The 16698-nt window shown below is 48.2% G+C and carries 11 protein-coding genes; 2 read left to right on the top strand and 9 right to left on the bottom strand.

Going from position 1 to position 16698, the window contains the following annotated elements:
* The first annotated feature begins 1 nt into the window (after window position 1).
* Window positions 2-1090 carry a type III polyketide synthase gene (locus V144x_RS19925; RefSeq protein WP_144987440.1) on the top strand — a complete coding sequence of 363 codons (1089 nt, stop codon included), beginning with the start codon at window positions 2-4 and terminating at the stop codon, window positions 1088-1090.
* Between the two features lie 67 nt (window positions 1091-1157).
* Here V144x_RS19925 and deoC read toward each other — a convergent pair whose 3' ends face one another.
* The 5 genes from deoC to V144x_RS19950 form a co-directional block, all read right to left on the bottom strand.
* Window positions 1158-1880, bottom strand: coding sequence for a deoxyribose-phosphate aldolase (gene deoC / locus V144x_RS19930; protein ID WP_144987442.1), 723 nt, complete (start codon window positions 1878-1880; stop codon window positions 1158-1160).
* 99 nt (window positions 1881-1979) lie between these two features.
* Window positions 1980-2939, bottom strand: a complete 960-nt coding sequence (locus tag V144x_RS19935; RefSeq protein WP_144987444.1) for an ROK family protein — start codon at window positions 2937-2939, stop codon at window positions 1980-1982.
* A complete protein-coding gene (locus V144x_RS19940) occupies window positions 2936-3868 on the bottom strand; it encodes a sugar phosphate isomerase/epimerase family protein (protein ID WP_144991025.1) in 933 nt (310 codons plus the stop codon). The genes V144x_RS19935 and V144x_RS19940 overlap by 4 nt, the downstream gene beginning before the upstream one ends.
* Window positions 3868-5031, bottom strand: a complete 1164-nt coding sequence (locus V144x_RS19945; RefSeq protein WP_144987446.1) for a Gfo/Idh/MocA family protein — start codon at window positions 5029-5031, stop codon at window positions 3868-3870. Before V144x_RS19945 ends, V144x_RS19940 begins: the two co-directional genes overlap by 1 nt.
* A gap of 26 nt (window positions 5032-5057) precedes the next feature.
* Entirely contained in the window at window positions 5058-5822 is a 765-nt protein-coding gene (locus tag V144x_RS19950) for a GntR family transcriptional regulator (RefSeq protein WP_144987448.1), read from the bottom strand.
* 419 nt (window positions 5823-6241) lie between these two features.
* Between V144x_RS19950 and V144x_RS19955 the strand changes: the two genes are divergently transcribed.
* Entirely contained in the window at window positions 6242-7789 is a 1548-nt protein-coding gene (locus tag V144x_RS19955; protein ID WP_144987450.1) for a sulfatase family protein, read from the top strand.
* A 71-nt stretch (window positions 7790-7860) separates the two neighbouring features.
* Here the strand turns inward: V144x_RS19955 and V144x_RS19960 are convergent, their stop codons facing one another.
* From V144x_RS19960 to V144x_RS19975, 4 genes are all read right to left on the bottom strand, one after another.
* Window positions 7861-9288, bottom strand: coding sequence for a DUF1501 domain-containing protein (locus V144x_RS19960; protein WP_144987451.1), 1428 nt, complete (start codon window positions 9286-9288; stop codon window positions 7861-7863).
* Window positions 9289-9290: 2 nt separating this feature from the next.
* On the bottom strand, window positions 9291-11561 hold the full coding sequence (locus V144x_RS19965; protein WP_144987454.1) for a Clp protease/crotonase-like domain-containing protein: 2271 nt from the start codon (window positions 11559-11561) through the stop codon (window positions 9291-9293).
* A gap of 16 nt (window positions 11562-11577) precedes the next feature.
* Window positions 11578-13821 (bottom strand): DUF1549 and DUF1553 domain-containing protein, encoded by a 2244-nt coding sequence (locus tag V144x_RS19970; protein WP_144987456.1) that lies wholly within the window; start codon window positions 13819-13821, stop codon window positions 11578-11580.
* 332 nt (window positions 13822-14153) lie between these two features.
* Window positions 14154-16532 (bottom strand): ABC transporter substrate-binding protein, encoded by a 2379-nt coding sequence (locus V144x_RS19975; RefSeq protein WP_144987458.1) that lies wholly within the window; start codon window positions 16530-16532, stop codon window positions 14154-14156.
* Between the last annotated feature and the right edge of the window lie 166 nt (window positions 16533-16698).

Raw genomic sequence — 16698 nt, forward strand, 5'->3', positions numbered from 1 at the left:
AATGACGACTATTTTAGGAATAGGAACCGCCGTTCCCGAATCATATTTTTCGCAGTCCGACAGTGGGCAGATTGCCGCAGATTACGTTGGCAAAGACCAACAACTCAAAAGATTGCTGCCAATCTTGTATAAAAAAACAAAAGTGAAGCGGCGTTTTAGCGTCACGCTTAGTTCGTCAGAAGGTGACCTGCGAGACCGCCAAAAGCTTTATCGCCCGTTAACATCACCAGAAGATAACGGGCCGGGAACTGCCGAGCGAATGCGTTTCTTTGAAGAATATGCAAGCGAATTGGCCCTGAGTGCGGCACGACAAGCTTTAGAACAAGCGGGAGTTCAATCAGACGAGATCACACATCTCGTCACTGTTTCCTGTACTGGTATGGTGGCTCCCGGTTTTGATATTGATCTGGTTACTACATTACCATTGAAAGCTGATACACCACGTACACATATCGGTTTCATGGGTTGCCACGCCGCCATTAATGGACTGCGGGTGGCAGAAGCATTTACGAAACAAGATCCTTTAGCCCGCGTGCTACTTTGTTCAATCGAACTCTGTAGCCTGCATTATCAATACCAAGCAGAAGCAGAACAGGTTGTTGCGAATGCCCTGTTTGCTGATGGCGCTGCCGCCTTAGTGTTAGGTCAAAACGAGAAAGCTGACAATGTCTGGCATCTGCGAGACTGCGGTACAGAAATTATTGCAGGCAGCCGCAATATGATGTCCTGGCGAGTAGGTAATCACGGTTTTGATATGACGCTTTCTCCTGAGCTCCCCACCTTGATCGAAAAGCAACTGCGTCCCTGGATGGAACGCTGGCTAAGTGAGTTTCAGCTGCAACCAGAAGACATCAAAAGCTGGGCAGCGCATCCCGGGGGGCCACGGATATTACAAAGTTTTCAACAAGCGATGAACCTGACCCGCGAGAATCTCAGTCCTTCGTACCAGATCCTGGAACAATTCGGCAATATGTCCTCTTCCACTATTTTATTCCTGATCAAACAACTTCAACAGAGCGAAGCGACTTTACCATGTGTCGCAATCGGGTTTGGCCCTGGTATCACAATCGAGTCAGCGCTCTTCTGTTAATCTGATGTTTGGCGAGGCCGTTAAGTGAGCATTTCCACGGTCGCGTGATACGCAAGTAGCTCAACGATTAATAAGAGCTCGTGCCTGTGGATGTCACTTCAATCACAGGTAGCCCCAGCCGTGTTCTGGCTTCGTTCAGAATGTCACTTGTGCGACTGGCTCCACATCGGGTAACACCCAGTTCACGCACTGCCAACAGTGAATCCAGATCGCGAACACCTCCCGCTGCTTTCACTTGCACATTGGGACCAGCATGTTTTCTCATTAATTTAAGATCTTCGTGAGTGGCTCCCCCCGATCCGTACCCCGTCGAGGTTTTGACCCAATCGGCGTTTAATTCAGTGCAAATCTCACACAGCCGTATTTTCTGAGTATCATCGAGGTAACAGTTTTCGAAAATCACTTTTACTTTCTGACCGGCGGCATGTGCCACTTCAATCACTGCAGCAATATCCTGTTTTACGTAGTCCCAGTCACCACTCAATACCTTTGAAATATTAACGACCATATCCAACTCTTCGCAGCCATCCGTAATTGCCTGCTCTGCTTCTGCACGCTTAATCGCCGTTGTATGTCCGCCATGCGGAAATCCAATGGTTGTAGACGCCTTGACAGTGCTGCCAGAAAGTAAATTGGCACACTCTTTCATGTAATAAGGCAGAATGCACACACTGGCAACATCATAAGCCAGAGCTAACTGAATGCCGGTTTGTAAGTCATCAGTATTCAATGTCGGATTCAGCAGTGAGTGGTCTATCATCTTGGCCATATCTTCGTAGGAATAGTTCATTTTTTCTCTCCCTCTATAATTTTGTCATTTATGTTTCAAATTCTGTTTTCACTTTTTGAACGCATATCAAAAACATCGCTTTGTCACTCTCAGTAAAAATTAGAGCGCGTCTTTTGCTGTAGCAATCGCACCGATAACGCCAGCCTTGACTCCCAGTTCCGATTTCAAGACTTGAACATGATCCGTCGGAAACATTCCAACGCGTTCCTGGATGACAGACTGCACCCTCTCAATTAAAAGCGGCCCCATCTCTGCCACACCACCGCCGAGTACAACCATATCAGGATGCAGAATTGTGACGACATTTGCTGCGGCGATCCCGATATAGGTGGAAGCATCAATGAGTGCCGCATGGATTAATGGGTCCTGCTGTGCCACTTGTGCCATCTCTACTACTGTCACCCGACTCGCTTCGCCTTCCACCAATTGATGAAGGTTCGGTGCCTGTCCCGAATTCATTAACCGGATTCCCGCACTCGCAATCGCCGGTCCACTTGCCAGAGTTTCTAAACAACCACGATTGCCACATCCACAACGCGGCCCCTCGGGTAAGATTGTCTGGTGACCTAATTCGCCGGCTGCACCGAGTGGTCCGAGTCGCAATTGTCCCTCAATGGCAACGCCACCTCCGACTCCCGTTCCCAGTGTCATAAAAGCCAGAGTCGCATCAGGACAAGATCTTCCATGACCGAAACGCAACTCACCCAATGTAGCCGCGCGGGCATCATTGACAACGCGTACTTGACACGAAAGCAGATCTCCCAGTTGTCTGGCAACAGGCACCTCACGCCATTGAGAGGGCAAATTCGGCAGAAACTTCGTGATACCTTGTTCTACATCCACCAATCCCGGCACACCCATTCCGAGCACTTTGAGGGAGACAGCATTCTTTTGCGAAAGTTGAGACAATAACTCGGCAATCCGACTAAGAACATTCGTTGCACCAAGGTGCCCTTCGGTCGGAATGCTCGCGTGACAGAGCAGATCACCGGCGCAATTTGCAAGAGCGACTTTGATTGAAGTTCCACCAAGATCGACACCAGCAATGGCTTCTCTCATGTATTCGACTCTCCATGCGGAATATAATTACGCAGAAAAGTGCAGCATTGCTGTAAAGCGAGTTCGCGCGCTGCAAGAGAGCCTTCATAAACACGGTCTTCCACCTCCACACAGACTGGCCCCTGATATCCGGTATCACCCAGCACTGCAAAAAAGTGCCCCCAGTCCACATCGCCCAGCCCCGGTAGTTTGGGAGAATGATACTCGAGCGGGTTCGCCAGAATCCCTACCTCATTTAAGCGATCTCGATCAACGCGAACATCCTTGGCATGAACGTGAAAAATACGATCAGCAAATTCTTTGAGCGGTGTAACACAGTCCATTTGCATCCAGACCAAGTGCGAAGGATCGTAATTTAATCCAAAGTGAGAACTGGGAATCGCATCAAACATCCTCCGCCAAATCGCGGGACTGATCGCGAGATTTTTACCGCCCGGCCATTCATCATTTGTAAAAAACATCGGACAATTCTCAATTCCGACTTTTACGTCATGCTGTTCTGCGACTTTGATTAACGGCGTCCAGCATTCGAGAAACCGTTGCCAATTTTCATCGACCGATGCGCGATGATCACGACCGACAAATGTATTCACCTGTCGAATTCCCAACTGAGCGGCGAATGCGATGATCCGTTCCAGATGTTCGACCGCCTGATTTGCTTCCGCCGTGTCTGCTGACAAAGGATTGGGGTAGTAACCCAGTCCACTGACATCGACCGCGTATTTTGCTGACAATTCACGTATCGCCTTCAAGTCGGATTCATCAGACTGTGTCACATCAATATGAGTCACACCTGCATAACGTCGTTCCGCTTTGCCCACAGGCCAGCACATTAACTCAACACAGTCATACCCCAGACTTGATGCGGTCGAAAAGACCTGCTCAAGCGACGCTTCTGGTAAAATCGCACTTACAAAACCAAGCTTCATCATTTTTGGCTCTCTCCTACTTCAACCCAACATTGCTTCCGATGACTTTTGAGAATCGCTTCACACAGCAAAATTTCTCGGTGTCCATCCTCAAAAGTAGGAAACGGAGGCGAAGCCGTGAAGTCTCCGGAAGCAATATATCCATAGAACGCACGAAACAATTGCTTGAAGGTGTCTGGAAACCCTTCATTGTGACCTCCGGGATAACTGCAAGTCGATGCCGCTGATGGACTCAGCAGCGAAGGATCCCGTGTCAACAGTTCGTTCGGACGATCACGATGACCGACCCAGAGTGCATTCGGCGCTTCGCTATTCCAGGAAAGGGATTGCTGACTACCGGCAATTTCAAACCGTAGACAATTTTTTCGCCCCGCTGTTGCTTGAGAGACATGCAGTGAGCCTCGTGCACCGTTTTCAAATTTTAAGAGCACACACCCGGCATCGTCTGTTGTGACTGCAACAGACGCAGTTTTTGCTGAGTCTGTGACTTCATTTGAAAATGTTTCGCTGGCTCCAAGAGGACGCTGTCGTTTAGTATGAACGGTCTGCAGATCGGCACACACAGAAACGACTTCTTGTCCGGTAATAAACTGAATCAAGTCTAACCAGTGAGTTCCAATATCCGCGACCGCCCGAAGTTCTCCTCCCTCATCGGCAATGACACGCCAGTTAAAATCGGTGTCGTGGAGCAACCAGTCTTGTATATAGGATCCATTCATGTGAATTGGGTCACCAAACTCAGAGCGGGCGACACGAGACGCGGCTTCCTGACATAACGGATAAAATCGAATGTTGTAAGCAACCCCGGCGACGAGCCCGCACTCTGCAGCCAGGGTCACAAGTTCTGCCGACTCTTTTGAATTCATTGCCAATGGCTTCTCACACATCACATGTTTGCCTGCGCGGAGCACCGCGGATGCCTGTTCAAAATGAAAACGGTTTGGTGTTGCCAGATGCACGACATCCACACTGTCATCAGTCAGTACATTGTTGAACGAAGTGTAACCACGCTCCAGCCCCAGAGTTTTGGCGGCCGTTTGAGATTTATCTGCAGTCGAACCAGCGATTCCAGCAACGAGTATACCAGCTCTTCGCAACCCCTCGACATGTACAGGGCCAATAAATCCGGTGCCAACGACTGCCGCGGTAAGAGATTCAGTCATCGCAAAATTCCTTTCTATCATCGATATTACCGCAGTTTACCCCGAGGAGGTGTGGCTGACTGAATGGGACCAAGCCGACTATGAAATTCGTATTGATCGCCCCGATAAAGTGTACGTTCCCACCAGAGTGGTTGACTGTTTTTAAGAAACCCGACAGAGACGACTTCGAGTGCTGGTGTTCGCGTTGAAACCTGCAACTGTCGCGCCTCGCTTGCCTTGAGCGATACCGCACGAATAATTTCATCCGCCCCCGCAATCAGGAGTCCATGAGTCTCCGTAAAGGCGCGATAGAGTGAACCTTTGGCATGGGTCTTTGTTAGATTAGGACAGCGGTCAGCCACAACATAACGATGTTCAAGGATCACGGGAATACCGTCAGCCAGCCGCAAGCGTTGCATCTCGAATAACAACGAATCAGATTCAACCTCCAGGGCAGATAGTAATAGTTCATCTGATTCCGCGGCAACAATTTTCTGAAAAGAAATCAGTTCGGTCCCAGGGTTCTTGCGAGCAGCTTTTGCCTTTTCCGTAAAGCTGATCAAGGAACGCACGTCGTAATTGATGACATCACGCCGTACAAAAGTCCCAATCCCTCGACGAAATTCTAACAAGCCTTCTGACACAAGACTGGCCAGCGCTTTGTTCGCCGTTGCGCGACTGACTTCAAACTGCTCGCTGATCTGACGTTCGGTGAGAAATTTGTCACCACATTGATATTCGTCCCCCAGCGAGGCGCGAAGCCGTTCGTTGAGTTGCTGATATACAGGATTGCGTTGCAGAATCTTATCCATCGACTTACTCCAGAGTAAATTGCTCCTTTGCACACAAGTGGCTTAGCCACTATACCTATTTGGAAATCTCCTTGCAACTCAACAGAATCCCTTCGACACAGAAACCAAAACCAGGAACCAGAAAAGCACTTCACGTTCCCGGGGACACGGAATATGTTCAGCTGTCACTAAAACTAATCGAGATTTTGATGAGAAATCATCGGTTTGGACTTAATTCCATCTCGAACTGTTGATTCTTAATTTTGTTGTGATATCTCTCTTCGAATTAGCATCTCAAATGAGATTAATTTACACGATTGATTTGTGTCTGCCTCTGCGTTTAAATAAGAACTCAGAACATTTTTTAAGCATGTCTATATTTTAGAAGCAACCCCCCCCTTCACTGCTTGTGTGGCAACTATTAAAAAGGCAATTTCCTGATGAGACCTGTGTTAACCATTGTATTATGCTGCTTGTTAGTTCCCACTTTCTTAGAAGCGAAAGAAAAACAATCAAATCCAAACATCATTGTCATTATGGCGGATGACCTTGGTTATGGTGATGTCTCCTGCTATGGCGCAACCGAACTGAAAACGCCCCATATCGATCAACTTGCAACAGAAGGTCTCCGCTTTACGAGTGGCTACTGCTCCGCTTCCACCTGCACGCCCACACGGTATTCAATGCTCACAGGGACGTATGCCTTTCGTGGTAAACGCACAGGAATCGCTCCGCCGAACTCACCGGCGATCATCAAACCGGGTACTGAAACGATCGCTTCCCTGCTAAAGCGCGCTGGATATACAACTGCCGTGATTGGCAAATGGCATCTCGGACTTGGTGGGAAAGGAGGTCCAGACTGGAATGGACAACTAAAGCCAGGACCACTCGAGATCGGTTTTGACACCTGCTTTCTGCTGCCGACCACGAATGATCGTGTGCCTCAAGTTTATGTCCAGGATCATCGGGTTCTCAATCTCGATCCTGCCGACCCGTTATGGGTGGGAACCAAAAAGCCGAGCCCCGACCATCCCACAGGAAAAACTCACCGCCATACACTGAAGATGGACTGGTCACACGGACATAACTCAACGATTCACAACGGCATCAGCCGGATTGGTTTTTATACCGGTGGTCATGCCGCCCGCTTTCGCGATGAAGATCTGGCCGACAAATGGGTTGAGAAATCGGTTGAATTTATTGAACAACATCAAAACGAACCTTTCTTTCTATTCTTTTCATCACACGACATACATGTTCCACGTATGCCTCACGAACGATTTCAGGGAAAGACAAAACTTGGTTTTCGTGGAGACTCGATTGTGCAGCTTGACTGGTGCGTTGGTGAATTGATGAAGACACTCGATCGACTCAAGTTAGCTGATAACACGCTTGTTGTGTTTTGCTCCGACAATGGTCCGGTACTCGATGATGGCTATAAAGACGGAGCAATCGAAAAGATTGGTAAGCACCGTGCCGCTGGTCCCTACACCGGAGGCAAGTACAGTGTCTATGAGGGCGGAACCAGAACACCATTTATCACCCGCTGGAAAGGTCGGATTCAGCCTGGCACCAGTGACGAACTTGTCTGCACCATTGATCTGCCAGCCAGCCTTGCGGCTCTTACAAAACAAGGCTTATCTGACGGAGAATGTCGAGACAGTTTCAATGTGCTGGGTGCTCTACTTGGTGAGAACAAAGCTAAAGGCCGCGATCACCTCGTCCAGCAGAATAATGGCAACAACGGAACGTATGCCTTGCGTGTCGGTAACTGGAAACTGCATCGCTACGATAGAAAGTCTGCCAGAAATGTGACTGTCGAAGCGCAACTTGCAAATACGAAGGTGCCGCAGTTTCAACTCTTCAATCTGACTGACGATCCTGCCGAAAAAACAGATGTGCTCGCTGAGCATCCTAAAGTTGCAGAACGTCTCAAAACACAACTTGCCAAAATCATTGAGGATGGCCGCAGCAGACCACAAAAATAACCATAACAAACTTTGGGGCTACTTGTGTCTCTGGACAAACATAAACAGGACACTCATGTTCGCTGTGTGGATCAACCCATCAGTTCACGGATGGGTTTCCCCTGATCGGCAATAATGGGAGTCGGACGACCGTTGAAATCTTTAAGAAAGACGTTCGACGAATCGATTCCCAAATGATGATAGATTGTTGCCAGAAAATCGCCTGCACCACAGATGCGTTCGATTGAGTCAGAACCATGTTTATCAGTCGCACCAATGAAGCGGCCTGTTTCAATTCCGCCCCCGGCCCAGATGTTGGAGAAAGCGCGTGCCCAATGGTCTCGGCCTGGTTGCTTCGTACCCGATGGGGCACTTGCGTTTCCAGCACCGGTACTGGGCTGATAGTTAATTTTGGGAGTACGCCCGAATTCTCCGGTTACCACAACAAGCACTCGTTTGTCCAAACCGCGTTCGTAAATATCTTCGATCAGAGCAGACACCGCTTGATCATAGGCCTTTGATCGGAAACGCAGGGCATCGAAAACATGATGATTCACAGCATGGTCGTCCCAGTTATTCACACGACCACATAAGGGACCACTGAGGCTGGTGGAAAGAATATCGACTCCCGCTTCGACTAATCGACGCGCCATTAGCAGTTGCTGTCCCCAGGTATTGCGTCCGTAGCGATCGCGCGTGCGATCATCTTCTTTACTCAAATCGAACGCATCTTTCGTTTTGGGATTGGTGAGCAGTGTCATTGCCTGGGTTTCAAATTCATCTAACGCCTGAAGCTCACCTGCCTGATCAAAAGCACGCTCCAATGTGTCGAGATTCTGACGAAGTGCCGCCCGACGATCCAGATGCTTGACTTCAGCGGGATTAGATAAACCAATATTTGGCACAACGAAGTTCGGCTTGTTTGGATCACCAGAGACCGAAAAGGGACCATAGGCATCCCCGAGATAAGCGGCTCCCACGCGCTGCGATGAAAAATTGACACCGACATAAGGTGGTAACGGATTTGTCCGCGGGCCTTCTTTCGCACGCAGGTAATTGGTAACCGACATCCAGTCTGGATATTTGGGAATTTCTTTGTCACGGGTATCGGGATCGCCGGTCAGCATTCTCAGTGTTCCCGCAGGGTGGCCGGGGCTACCATGACGCATGGAACGCAGCACCGTGAATTTGTCAGCGATTTTCGCCTGCATTGGCAACAACTCTGTGAAATTCAAACCCGGTACTTTTGTGGGGATCGTTTCAAAAGGACCACTGTACTCACTAGGAGCATTTGGTTTGGGATCATAGGTATCAATGTGCGAACAACCACCGGGTTGCCATACCATGATGACCGCGGTTTTTTCTTTGTTATTTTTTTGAGCAGGACTTTCCGCACGAAGTCGCAAGATGCTCGGTAAACTCAGCGATGCGAATCCAGCTAAGCCCATTTTAAGAAAACCACGACGGCTCCCCGGACCCGGACAGGGGCTGATCGATGATGCATGAAATGGATCTGTCATCTTTATTTTGCCTTCTTTGCTGGATTAACACGAATTTGAATCGGCTTGGAAACGATGATATCGACAATGTCTTTTGGTTTTGCTCTAGCGGTTGCAGCCTTTAATAATTTATCGGCCGTCTTAACGGCAGCCTGTGCTGATTTTACCTTTTCAGAAGCAGCCTGTGCTGCTTTTTCTGCATTCGCCTTTTCTGCCTGGGAGGCTGTTTTTGAATTCAGAACCAGTTTTTCTGCTTCCAACGACAGTGCTTCCGCTTCTATTTTTGCGCGTTCAAGTTCTGATTTTGCTGAAGCAACCGCCTCTAAATTTTCCCGATATTTGGCAACGGCATAGCCATAAAATGCAATTTGATACTCACCGGGGGGTGTCTTCAGTTTTGCTAAATCGAGAACGGCCTCGGAAGACTCTGCCTTTAATGGCGCATCAAATGCGGGTACTCTCTCAAAGCCGGCACCAAAGGTCTTCAAAGTAATATTCGCACCAGAAAATTCAGAACGCCGTAAGTGAGTGAGTGGAATCGTCAGCTTTTCACCAGCAGTCACTTCCCAGACTTTGTCTTCCGTGGGGGCAATCGTGATCGTAGCCAGCTCTGAATTGCTGACTGATACAGGCACATCGGCCAGCAACCGTGGCGATGGCACTTCACTCCACGCATTTTTAACCGGCCATTGCATTGAGGCCATTCGGCAGGGCCGCGTTACGGTTTTGCCGTTAATCGTAGCCTGACCTAAGAAGGAAGCACTGGTCAATCCCCGTGGAGCGTTCTCCGAAGCGGTCACCAGCATAATGCCGCGCGATTTTCCTTTGGGGATCTTCAGCCCGGCAGCTGTGACACCCTGTGGCAGGTTCTCCATATATAGTTCAATTTCACCATCAAAACCATCGCGACGGACAACAACCACTTCGATGGGCATTGTCGCACCGGCACGTAAGGCAATCGGTTTGGAAAGTGCATTCCGATCACCATTTCGCAGGTTCATATGCAAGCCCCAACCCACAAGTGCGAAATCAGGGGCAGCCTTGCGAATAATCAAACGATAGATATTGAGTGGATCGTTCCGCGTCCCACCAAACAAGTCGCGCAGTTGTAATCGATGTATGCCGTCCTGTTTAATTTCCACTTTACCAATAATGTCAGAGGAGCCTGCATTGTAGGGAGGGCCGTCATAAGAATAACCGTTACTAGAGATTTTTACGGGACTGGGAATGTCGCTGAGTTCCACTACATCCGTCAGTTTTTCTTTCTTCCCCTCTACGCTTACATGTTGAACGACGATTGAAGGGTCTGTAGGACGTCCTAACCGTTCGGATGCGACTTCCACCCACCAGACATCGCCTTTCTTGGCAGTGAATTCAAACGTGTCGACATCTGCAGCGGGAAAGAAGCTGCCAGTAATATCACAAGGAAGCGTAATTTTTTGTGCTTGTGTATGTTGATTGTTGGGTTCTGCTTCAGGTCGAATTGCTTCATCAGTCAATCCCGCAGGTGGCCAGGAAAACGCACTGACAGTTTGAATCGAAGGCAATCGGGGAACGATTTCTTTTTCAGCCGCCGATCGAACTGCGAGCCGATAAAAATAATAGGGGCCACCATCATAGGTCAAACCGTGAACTTTAATCACGTATTTCCCCGTCTCTGGAGCTGTAAAGTCAAGTGCTCCGCCACGTCGCTCAACTAGCAGGTCCATCCCCTGTTCATCAGCAATAATCAGAACCGGCTTGAGTTTAGAATCGATCCCCTTTGACGCACAATCAACGACAATGCGCTGTCCCTTGCTTGCTTCGAAAGTGTAGTGATCAATCTTTTGCCTGGTCATCACCGCGTTGCAGATCGAATTCAGATCAAGTTTCAAAGCAGTTTCCAGTGTAGTATTCGGCTTTGCCTGAGTCACTTCTGCCAGAGTTCCCACATTGAAAGCACGTGTTGTGGAAACCCCCAGGCGCGTCATCACGCGGGCTTCGTGAACACCTGACGGACAATCTTTCGCGATCGAAACAACATAAGTATTTGCGACAGGTTTTCCGTCTGCCCCGAGCTTTTTCTTTGCTGTAATGCCGGGATGTGAGAAGCTGAGTTCATCAACATTCTCCAGATGTTGACCTGTGATCTTCACGTCGAAACTGGTTCCGACCTGCCCTCCCATCGGCATGGTCGTCAACAATCGAGGAGCCGGAAGACAAACGGATTGCGCGACTGCCATTGAAGAAGCCAGACATGCGGCAATGCTAACTGCCAGCACGAGAGAAAATCGTAATTGTAAAATAGAGCTCATCTTTTTCATCATGTCCCTAATGCGTAAACAGGAATTCCTTTGTGTTCATTAACGCCCAGATCAAATCCTGATAGTCTTTGTTTGACACTTTTTTATTTTTAATCGGTTTTCCATTTGTATCCATCAAAGGTTCAGTCAGATACTTGATGGCTGTCTGCATTTCTTCCGGTCGCGGCTTCCGTGCAAAAGCTGCCAGATACAATTCCGTCACATTTTCTTCGGGCTTTTTATCGGATTTCGCCATGAGGGCAGCACGACCCGTGCTCGTAGACAGTTTTCGCTTGATCTCATACGAATTGATCAGATGCAGGCTCTGTGCGAGACTCGACGATTGAATCCGTTCGCATTCACAGACACTGGCACTATTCGGACGACCGAAAACCTTCAGAAATGCCGATTTATTGTAACTGTTATCGGGTAATGCAATGGCACGTGTACCGGGCGGCAGATTGGCAAACGTGGTCGTCGACCCCGTGAGATCATCGATGGCATCGAGTAACACTTCTGCCTGTAACCGACGTGGGTAAAATCGCGAGTAATTCTGACGGTCGATCAGATTGTATTCATTCGGTTTTGAACTGAGTTGATAGGCACGTGATTGAGTTATTACTTTCACAAGCGTTTTTAAATCAAATCCGGATTTTACAAAGTGGTCTTCCAAAGCTGCCAGCAGTTGCGGATTGGTAGGTGGATTCGTATCCCGGATATCGTCTTCAGGTTCGATTAAAGCCCGTTTGAAAAAGTGCTTCCAATATCGATTGACCAACGCCTTGGCAAAGAACGGATTGTCTTTAGAACTCATCCATGCTCCGAGCCTCAGCCGTGGGTCTTCGTCTGGACTAATCTCGCCAATATCATCTCCAAGAGCGACGGGCGTTAGCATCTCTCCCGATTTGACGTTCTTTGCCTTGGCAACTCCTCGTTTGTGAAAAATGAGATCTTCACCACGCGTGCCGGTTGGCTTGCGTCCAATTTGTGAGAAGAAGGCGGCAAAGCTGTAATAGTCGTCCTGGCTCCAGCGTTCGAAGGGATGATGATGACATTGGGCACACTGCATTCGCACACCCAAAAACAGTTGAGCAATATCTTCCAGCTGTTCCTTGGGATCTTTTACCCGTTTGTACCAAGCGACAGGCGGGTTCCCGACGACAGTCCCCGTCGCCCCCAGTAATTCACGTACTAACTGATCATAGGGAACGTTTGCCAGCAAACCATCTCGAATCCAGGCATGAAAGGCAAAGTTCGAAGTAATGTCGCTGGCGGCATCACGACGGTTTTTAAGGAGCGGAGCCCACTTGGAAGCGAAGTAATCCGCGTAATTCGGACTGCGTAATAACGCTTCGACAGCTTGGTCACGTTTATTGGCATCGGTACTCGCCATAAAAGCAGCCACTTCTTTTTGAGTCGGAAAGCGACCACAGATATCTAAAGTCACTCGACGCAGAAAAGTCGCATCGTCACAAACATCTGATGGTGGAATACCCAGTTGTTTCAAGTTGGCAAACACATGCTCATCAACAAAGTTCTTGGCTTCGGGTACTTTTGTAACCGGTGCTCCCAAGGGCACAGCCGCTGTGAAGACAGCCACCTTTCCCTGATAGCGTACCATAATGGCAACTTTTCCGGGAATATCGTGAACTTTTACAACACCTTCTTCGGAGACCTCTGCCATGGAAGTCAGGTTCGATTCATAAAGTGCACGATGAGTCACATCACGAACACTTCCATCAGAATACTTTGCTAGCGCCTTGAGTTGCTGCTCGCCATCCATGTTGACCAACCCTGACTCTGGTTGAACACTGACGGAGACCAAAGTTGGTTCATTACCGGTTGAAAACTTCGCACCTTCTTCAATCCATCTGCGAAGAATTGCATAACCTTCCGAATCGCGAGGGAGCTTGGTCCCTCCACCATGGGGGGTCACATTCGAGGCTTTTGTCAGGAGAAGACTTTTCGAAGGAACAGCAGGAAAAAGGCGACGACCATGGCCCTCTTTCACGATGCTCTCAAAATCTTCGAGTGGCTCAAAACCCAGGAGCGATAATTGAAAACCGTTCTGACCTCCCCCCGCTTTGGCATGACAGACCCCCATGTTGCAACCCGCTTTGGTCAGCACCGGGACGACATCATTGACGAAACTCACAGGAGACTTTGTTTCTGCTCCCATTGTGACAGTCGAAGAAGCGAGAATCAGAGCCAGAGAATAAAGAATGTTTAGAAAGAACAGACGTGGTGAAATCGCATTTTTCAATGTAATCATGTCAATTCTATTTGAGGCGGGAAGTTGTTTGGTTGGAATGAGTTCTCTATTTGAGCAACTACATAAAATTTTACTGATACAATCACCTCTCTGTCAACATTTAAGCAAATTATTAAGCGTTATTAAGTCCTTCTGACCCTCACAAATCAGGCACTGATACTGGAAAGCAAGCAAATATCATTTCTCTACCGGAAGACTCCACTATATGAACAAACGAATACATCAACTCGTATTCTGATTTGTTCGTGGTAGAATGAACTGCTGTTAAAGAGAGTATAGCTTGTGAAATCAATTGCTGGTGGGAAAACGAATCAGGTCAGTGAAGTTTGATGCTATTTCATATCGAGTTCTTTGTAGTTCGCATTTTGATCAAGCACAGTTCCCCAAACTTGATGGGAAGCCTGATGTCTGGAAGGACCAAAATTAATAATCGGACCGAATCCCAGGTCGAGATTGTTAATCTTTTCCAGTTCGTTGATCATATTTTCCGTTGTTAATGCTTCACCCGATTCTTCCACTTTTTTCAAGCCTTCCACGAAACATTCGGCGGCCAGAAACCCCTCAAGCGAAATGAAGCCAGGCTTCAAAAGCGGGTAATATTTTTTCAAGGCATCACGATAACGGAGCACCCCGGTTGCGCTGGAAAGGTAATAGGGAACAACCTGGGTTACGATAACACCTTCCGCATATTCTGGGCCCATTTCTTTAAATTGTTGTGCCAAAAACTCGCTACCGACAAAAGAGACCGCAGCCACTTGAATATCAAGCTTACGATCTTTCAATTGCTGAACCATCAAAGCAGCCGGTTTATACGTTGAGACCATAATCAACGCATCAATCCGATCCTGGTTTTGCTCGATCTCAGTAATCGCATCTGTGATCTGGGTCGTCTTCCGCTCGTAACCAACTCGAATGATGTTCTCCGGTAGCACTTTGTATTTTTCGAGTGCTTTGGCAACACCTGCAAAACCATCATCGCCAAAGGAATCATTCTGAGCGAAGACGGCAATTTTGTCTGGGGAAAGACGTTTCTTCTCGACAAAATAATTAACCATTGCCGCCGTTTCATCGGCATAGCTGGCACGAAGATTGAACACATAGCGATCAGGGGGATTACGCCTCAAATTTTGAGCCCCTGTCATCGGTGCAAAAAAGAGGTATTGATTTTCGTTGGCATAGGGAACAGTCAACTTTGCAGTAGGAGTCCCCACATTGCCGATCACGGCAAATACTTTATCGTCTTCAAAAAGCTCATGCATATTGTCCAAAGCTTGATGAGGGTCATAGGCATCGTCTTTTACGATCAGTTCAATTTGACGCCCCCCTATGCCTCCTGCTGCATTAACGGACTGGAAGCAGGCTTTCATCCCCATCACCATATTAAACCCCAACTCTTTATTTGCGTCTGACATGGCAGTCGACGTGCCGAGGATGATTTTGTCGGCGGTCACTCCTTGTGCAAGCTGCCCCGCCTGTTTCTTCGCTAAAGGATTCTGAGTTGTCTCCTTACTTCCATTTCCATTCCAGACATAATAAGGGACCGCTGTCAGGAGTAAAAAAGTCATGACAAAGATAATCGTATTGAAAATTTTGCCACGCCAACGAGGCTTTGTCGATTTGTCTGGTGAGGAGCCTTCGAGCTCTTCCTGAGAGACAATTTTTGTCGTATTGAATTTATGTGAATCAGAATTAATGTTGCGTAAATCGGTCAGCATTTCCTCTGCAGACTGATAGCGGTCTTCGGGCTTTTTGGCCATCGCTCGCTTGATAATTGCGGCACACGCTTCTGGAACGAGTGGATTGATATCACGTGGATCAAGCACTTCAGCATGACAGTGCGCATACATAATTTGTACGACACTGCCCGCATCCTCATAGGGATGTTTGCCCGTCAGCAATGTAAAATAAGTGGCTCCCATCGCATAGAGATCACTACGTGCATCCACTGATTTTGATTCACATTGTTCAGGACTCATGAAATAGGGCGTGCCAATCACCTGCCCGTCTTGAGTCAGTTGTTGTGACTGATGGATGATTCTTTTCGCCAGCCCAAAGTCAGCGACTTTAATTGTACCATGCTCAGATTGCAGTAGGTTCGCTGGTTTAATATCTCTGTGAATCAGCCCGGAAGCATGCGCCACCATCAACCCCTCGCAAGCATCAGCAATAATCTGCGTTGCTGCTATCGGAGGATAGGGTCCAACATTATCTAAATGATCGTCGGCACTTCCCCCCGACATGAATTCCATCACAATATAATGGACGCCCTCGGCTTCACTAATTTCGTAAATTGAAACCACATGAGGATGGGTTAAGCGACCGGCTGCTTTCGCTTCGGCCAAAAAGCGGTCCAGCATATTTTTATCGGATGCGAGTTCCGCCGGTAATAGCTTGATAGCGACATCTCGCTCGATAGAAGCATCATGCGCCTGATAAACGACTCCCATGCCCCCCTGGCCCAGCAGACCGGTAATCAGGTATTTTCCTAGGCGCCTGCCAATCCAGGATTGTGCTTTCTTAGCTGAGGGACCTACAGAGTGTTTGGCAGAACCGTTCGCAGCACTTTCAGCTCCGATAGCGGCTTTATCAATTTCCTGAATATTGAGTGGGGGGATTTCGTCTACCGTTTCCTCCTGATCGAGATTCACAGGAGGGAACTCATCTACTGTTTCTTCATCATCGATGGAATCCCTGAAACGTTCGTCCGGCACTGGTCACTTCCCTCAGATCGTTTTTCCCACAGATGGAATCATCTGATTAAAATACGCAGACATCCCGAATTCTGATTTTCCCCAAAAGAAAACGTTTGATCGATTTTGAACATGATAAAAAGTTCAAATCCAAAAATCAGCATTCGATTTGGTTTATTCTTCTTCG

It is taken from the genome of Gimesia aquarii, assembly GCF_007748195.1.
Taxonomy (GTDB): domain Bacteria; phylum Planctomycetota; class Planctomycetia; order Planctomycetales; family Planctomycetaceae; genus Gimesia; species Gimesia aquarii.

Coding starts and splice junctions, on each gene's coding strand:
- V144x_RS19925 (WP_144987440.1), top strand. CDS start 2: ATGACGACTATTTTAGGAATAGGAACCGCCGTTCCCGAATCATATTTT.
- deoC (WP_144987442.1), bottom strand. CDS start 1,880: ATGAACTATTCCTACGAAGATATGGCCAAGATGATAGACCACTCACTG.
- V144x_RS19935 (WP_144987444.1), bottom strand. CDS start 2,939: ATGAGAGAAGCCATTGCTGGTGTCGATCTTGGTGGAACTTCAATCAAA.
- V144x_RS19940 (WP_144991025.1), bottom strand. CDS start 3,868: ATGAAGCTTGGTTTTGTAAGTGCGATTTTACCAGAAGCGTCGCTTGAG.
- V144x_RS19945 (WP_144987446.1), bottom strand. CDS start 5,031: ATGACTGAATCTCTTACCGCGGCAGTCGTTGGCACCGGATTTATTGGC.
- V144x_RS19950 (WP_144987448.1), bottom strand. CDS start 5,822: ATGGATAAGATTCTGCAACGCAATCCTGTATATCAGCAACTCAACGAA.
- V144x_RS19955 (WP_144987450.1), top strand. CDS start 6,242: ATGAGACCTGTGTTAACCATTGTATTATGCTGCTTGTTAGTTCCCACT.
- V144x_RS19960 (WP_144987451.1), bottom strand. CDS start 9,288: ATGACAGATCCATTTCATGCATCATCGATCAGCCCCTGTCCGGGTCCG.
- V144x_RS19965 (WP_144987454.1), bottom strand. CDS start 11,561: ATGAGCTCTATTTTACAATTACGATTTTCTCTCGTGCTGGCAGTTAGC.
- V144x_RS19970 (WP_144987456.1), bottom strand. CDS start 13,821: ATGATTACATTGAAAAATGCGATTTCACCACGTCTGTTCTTTCTAAAC.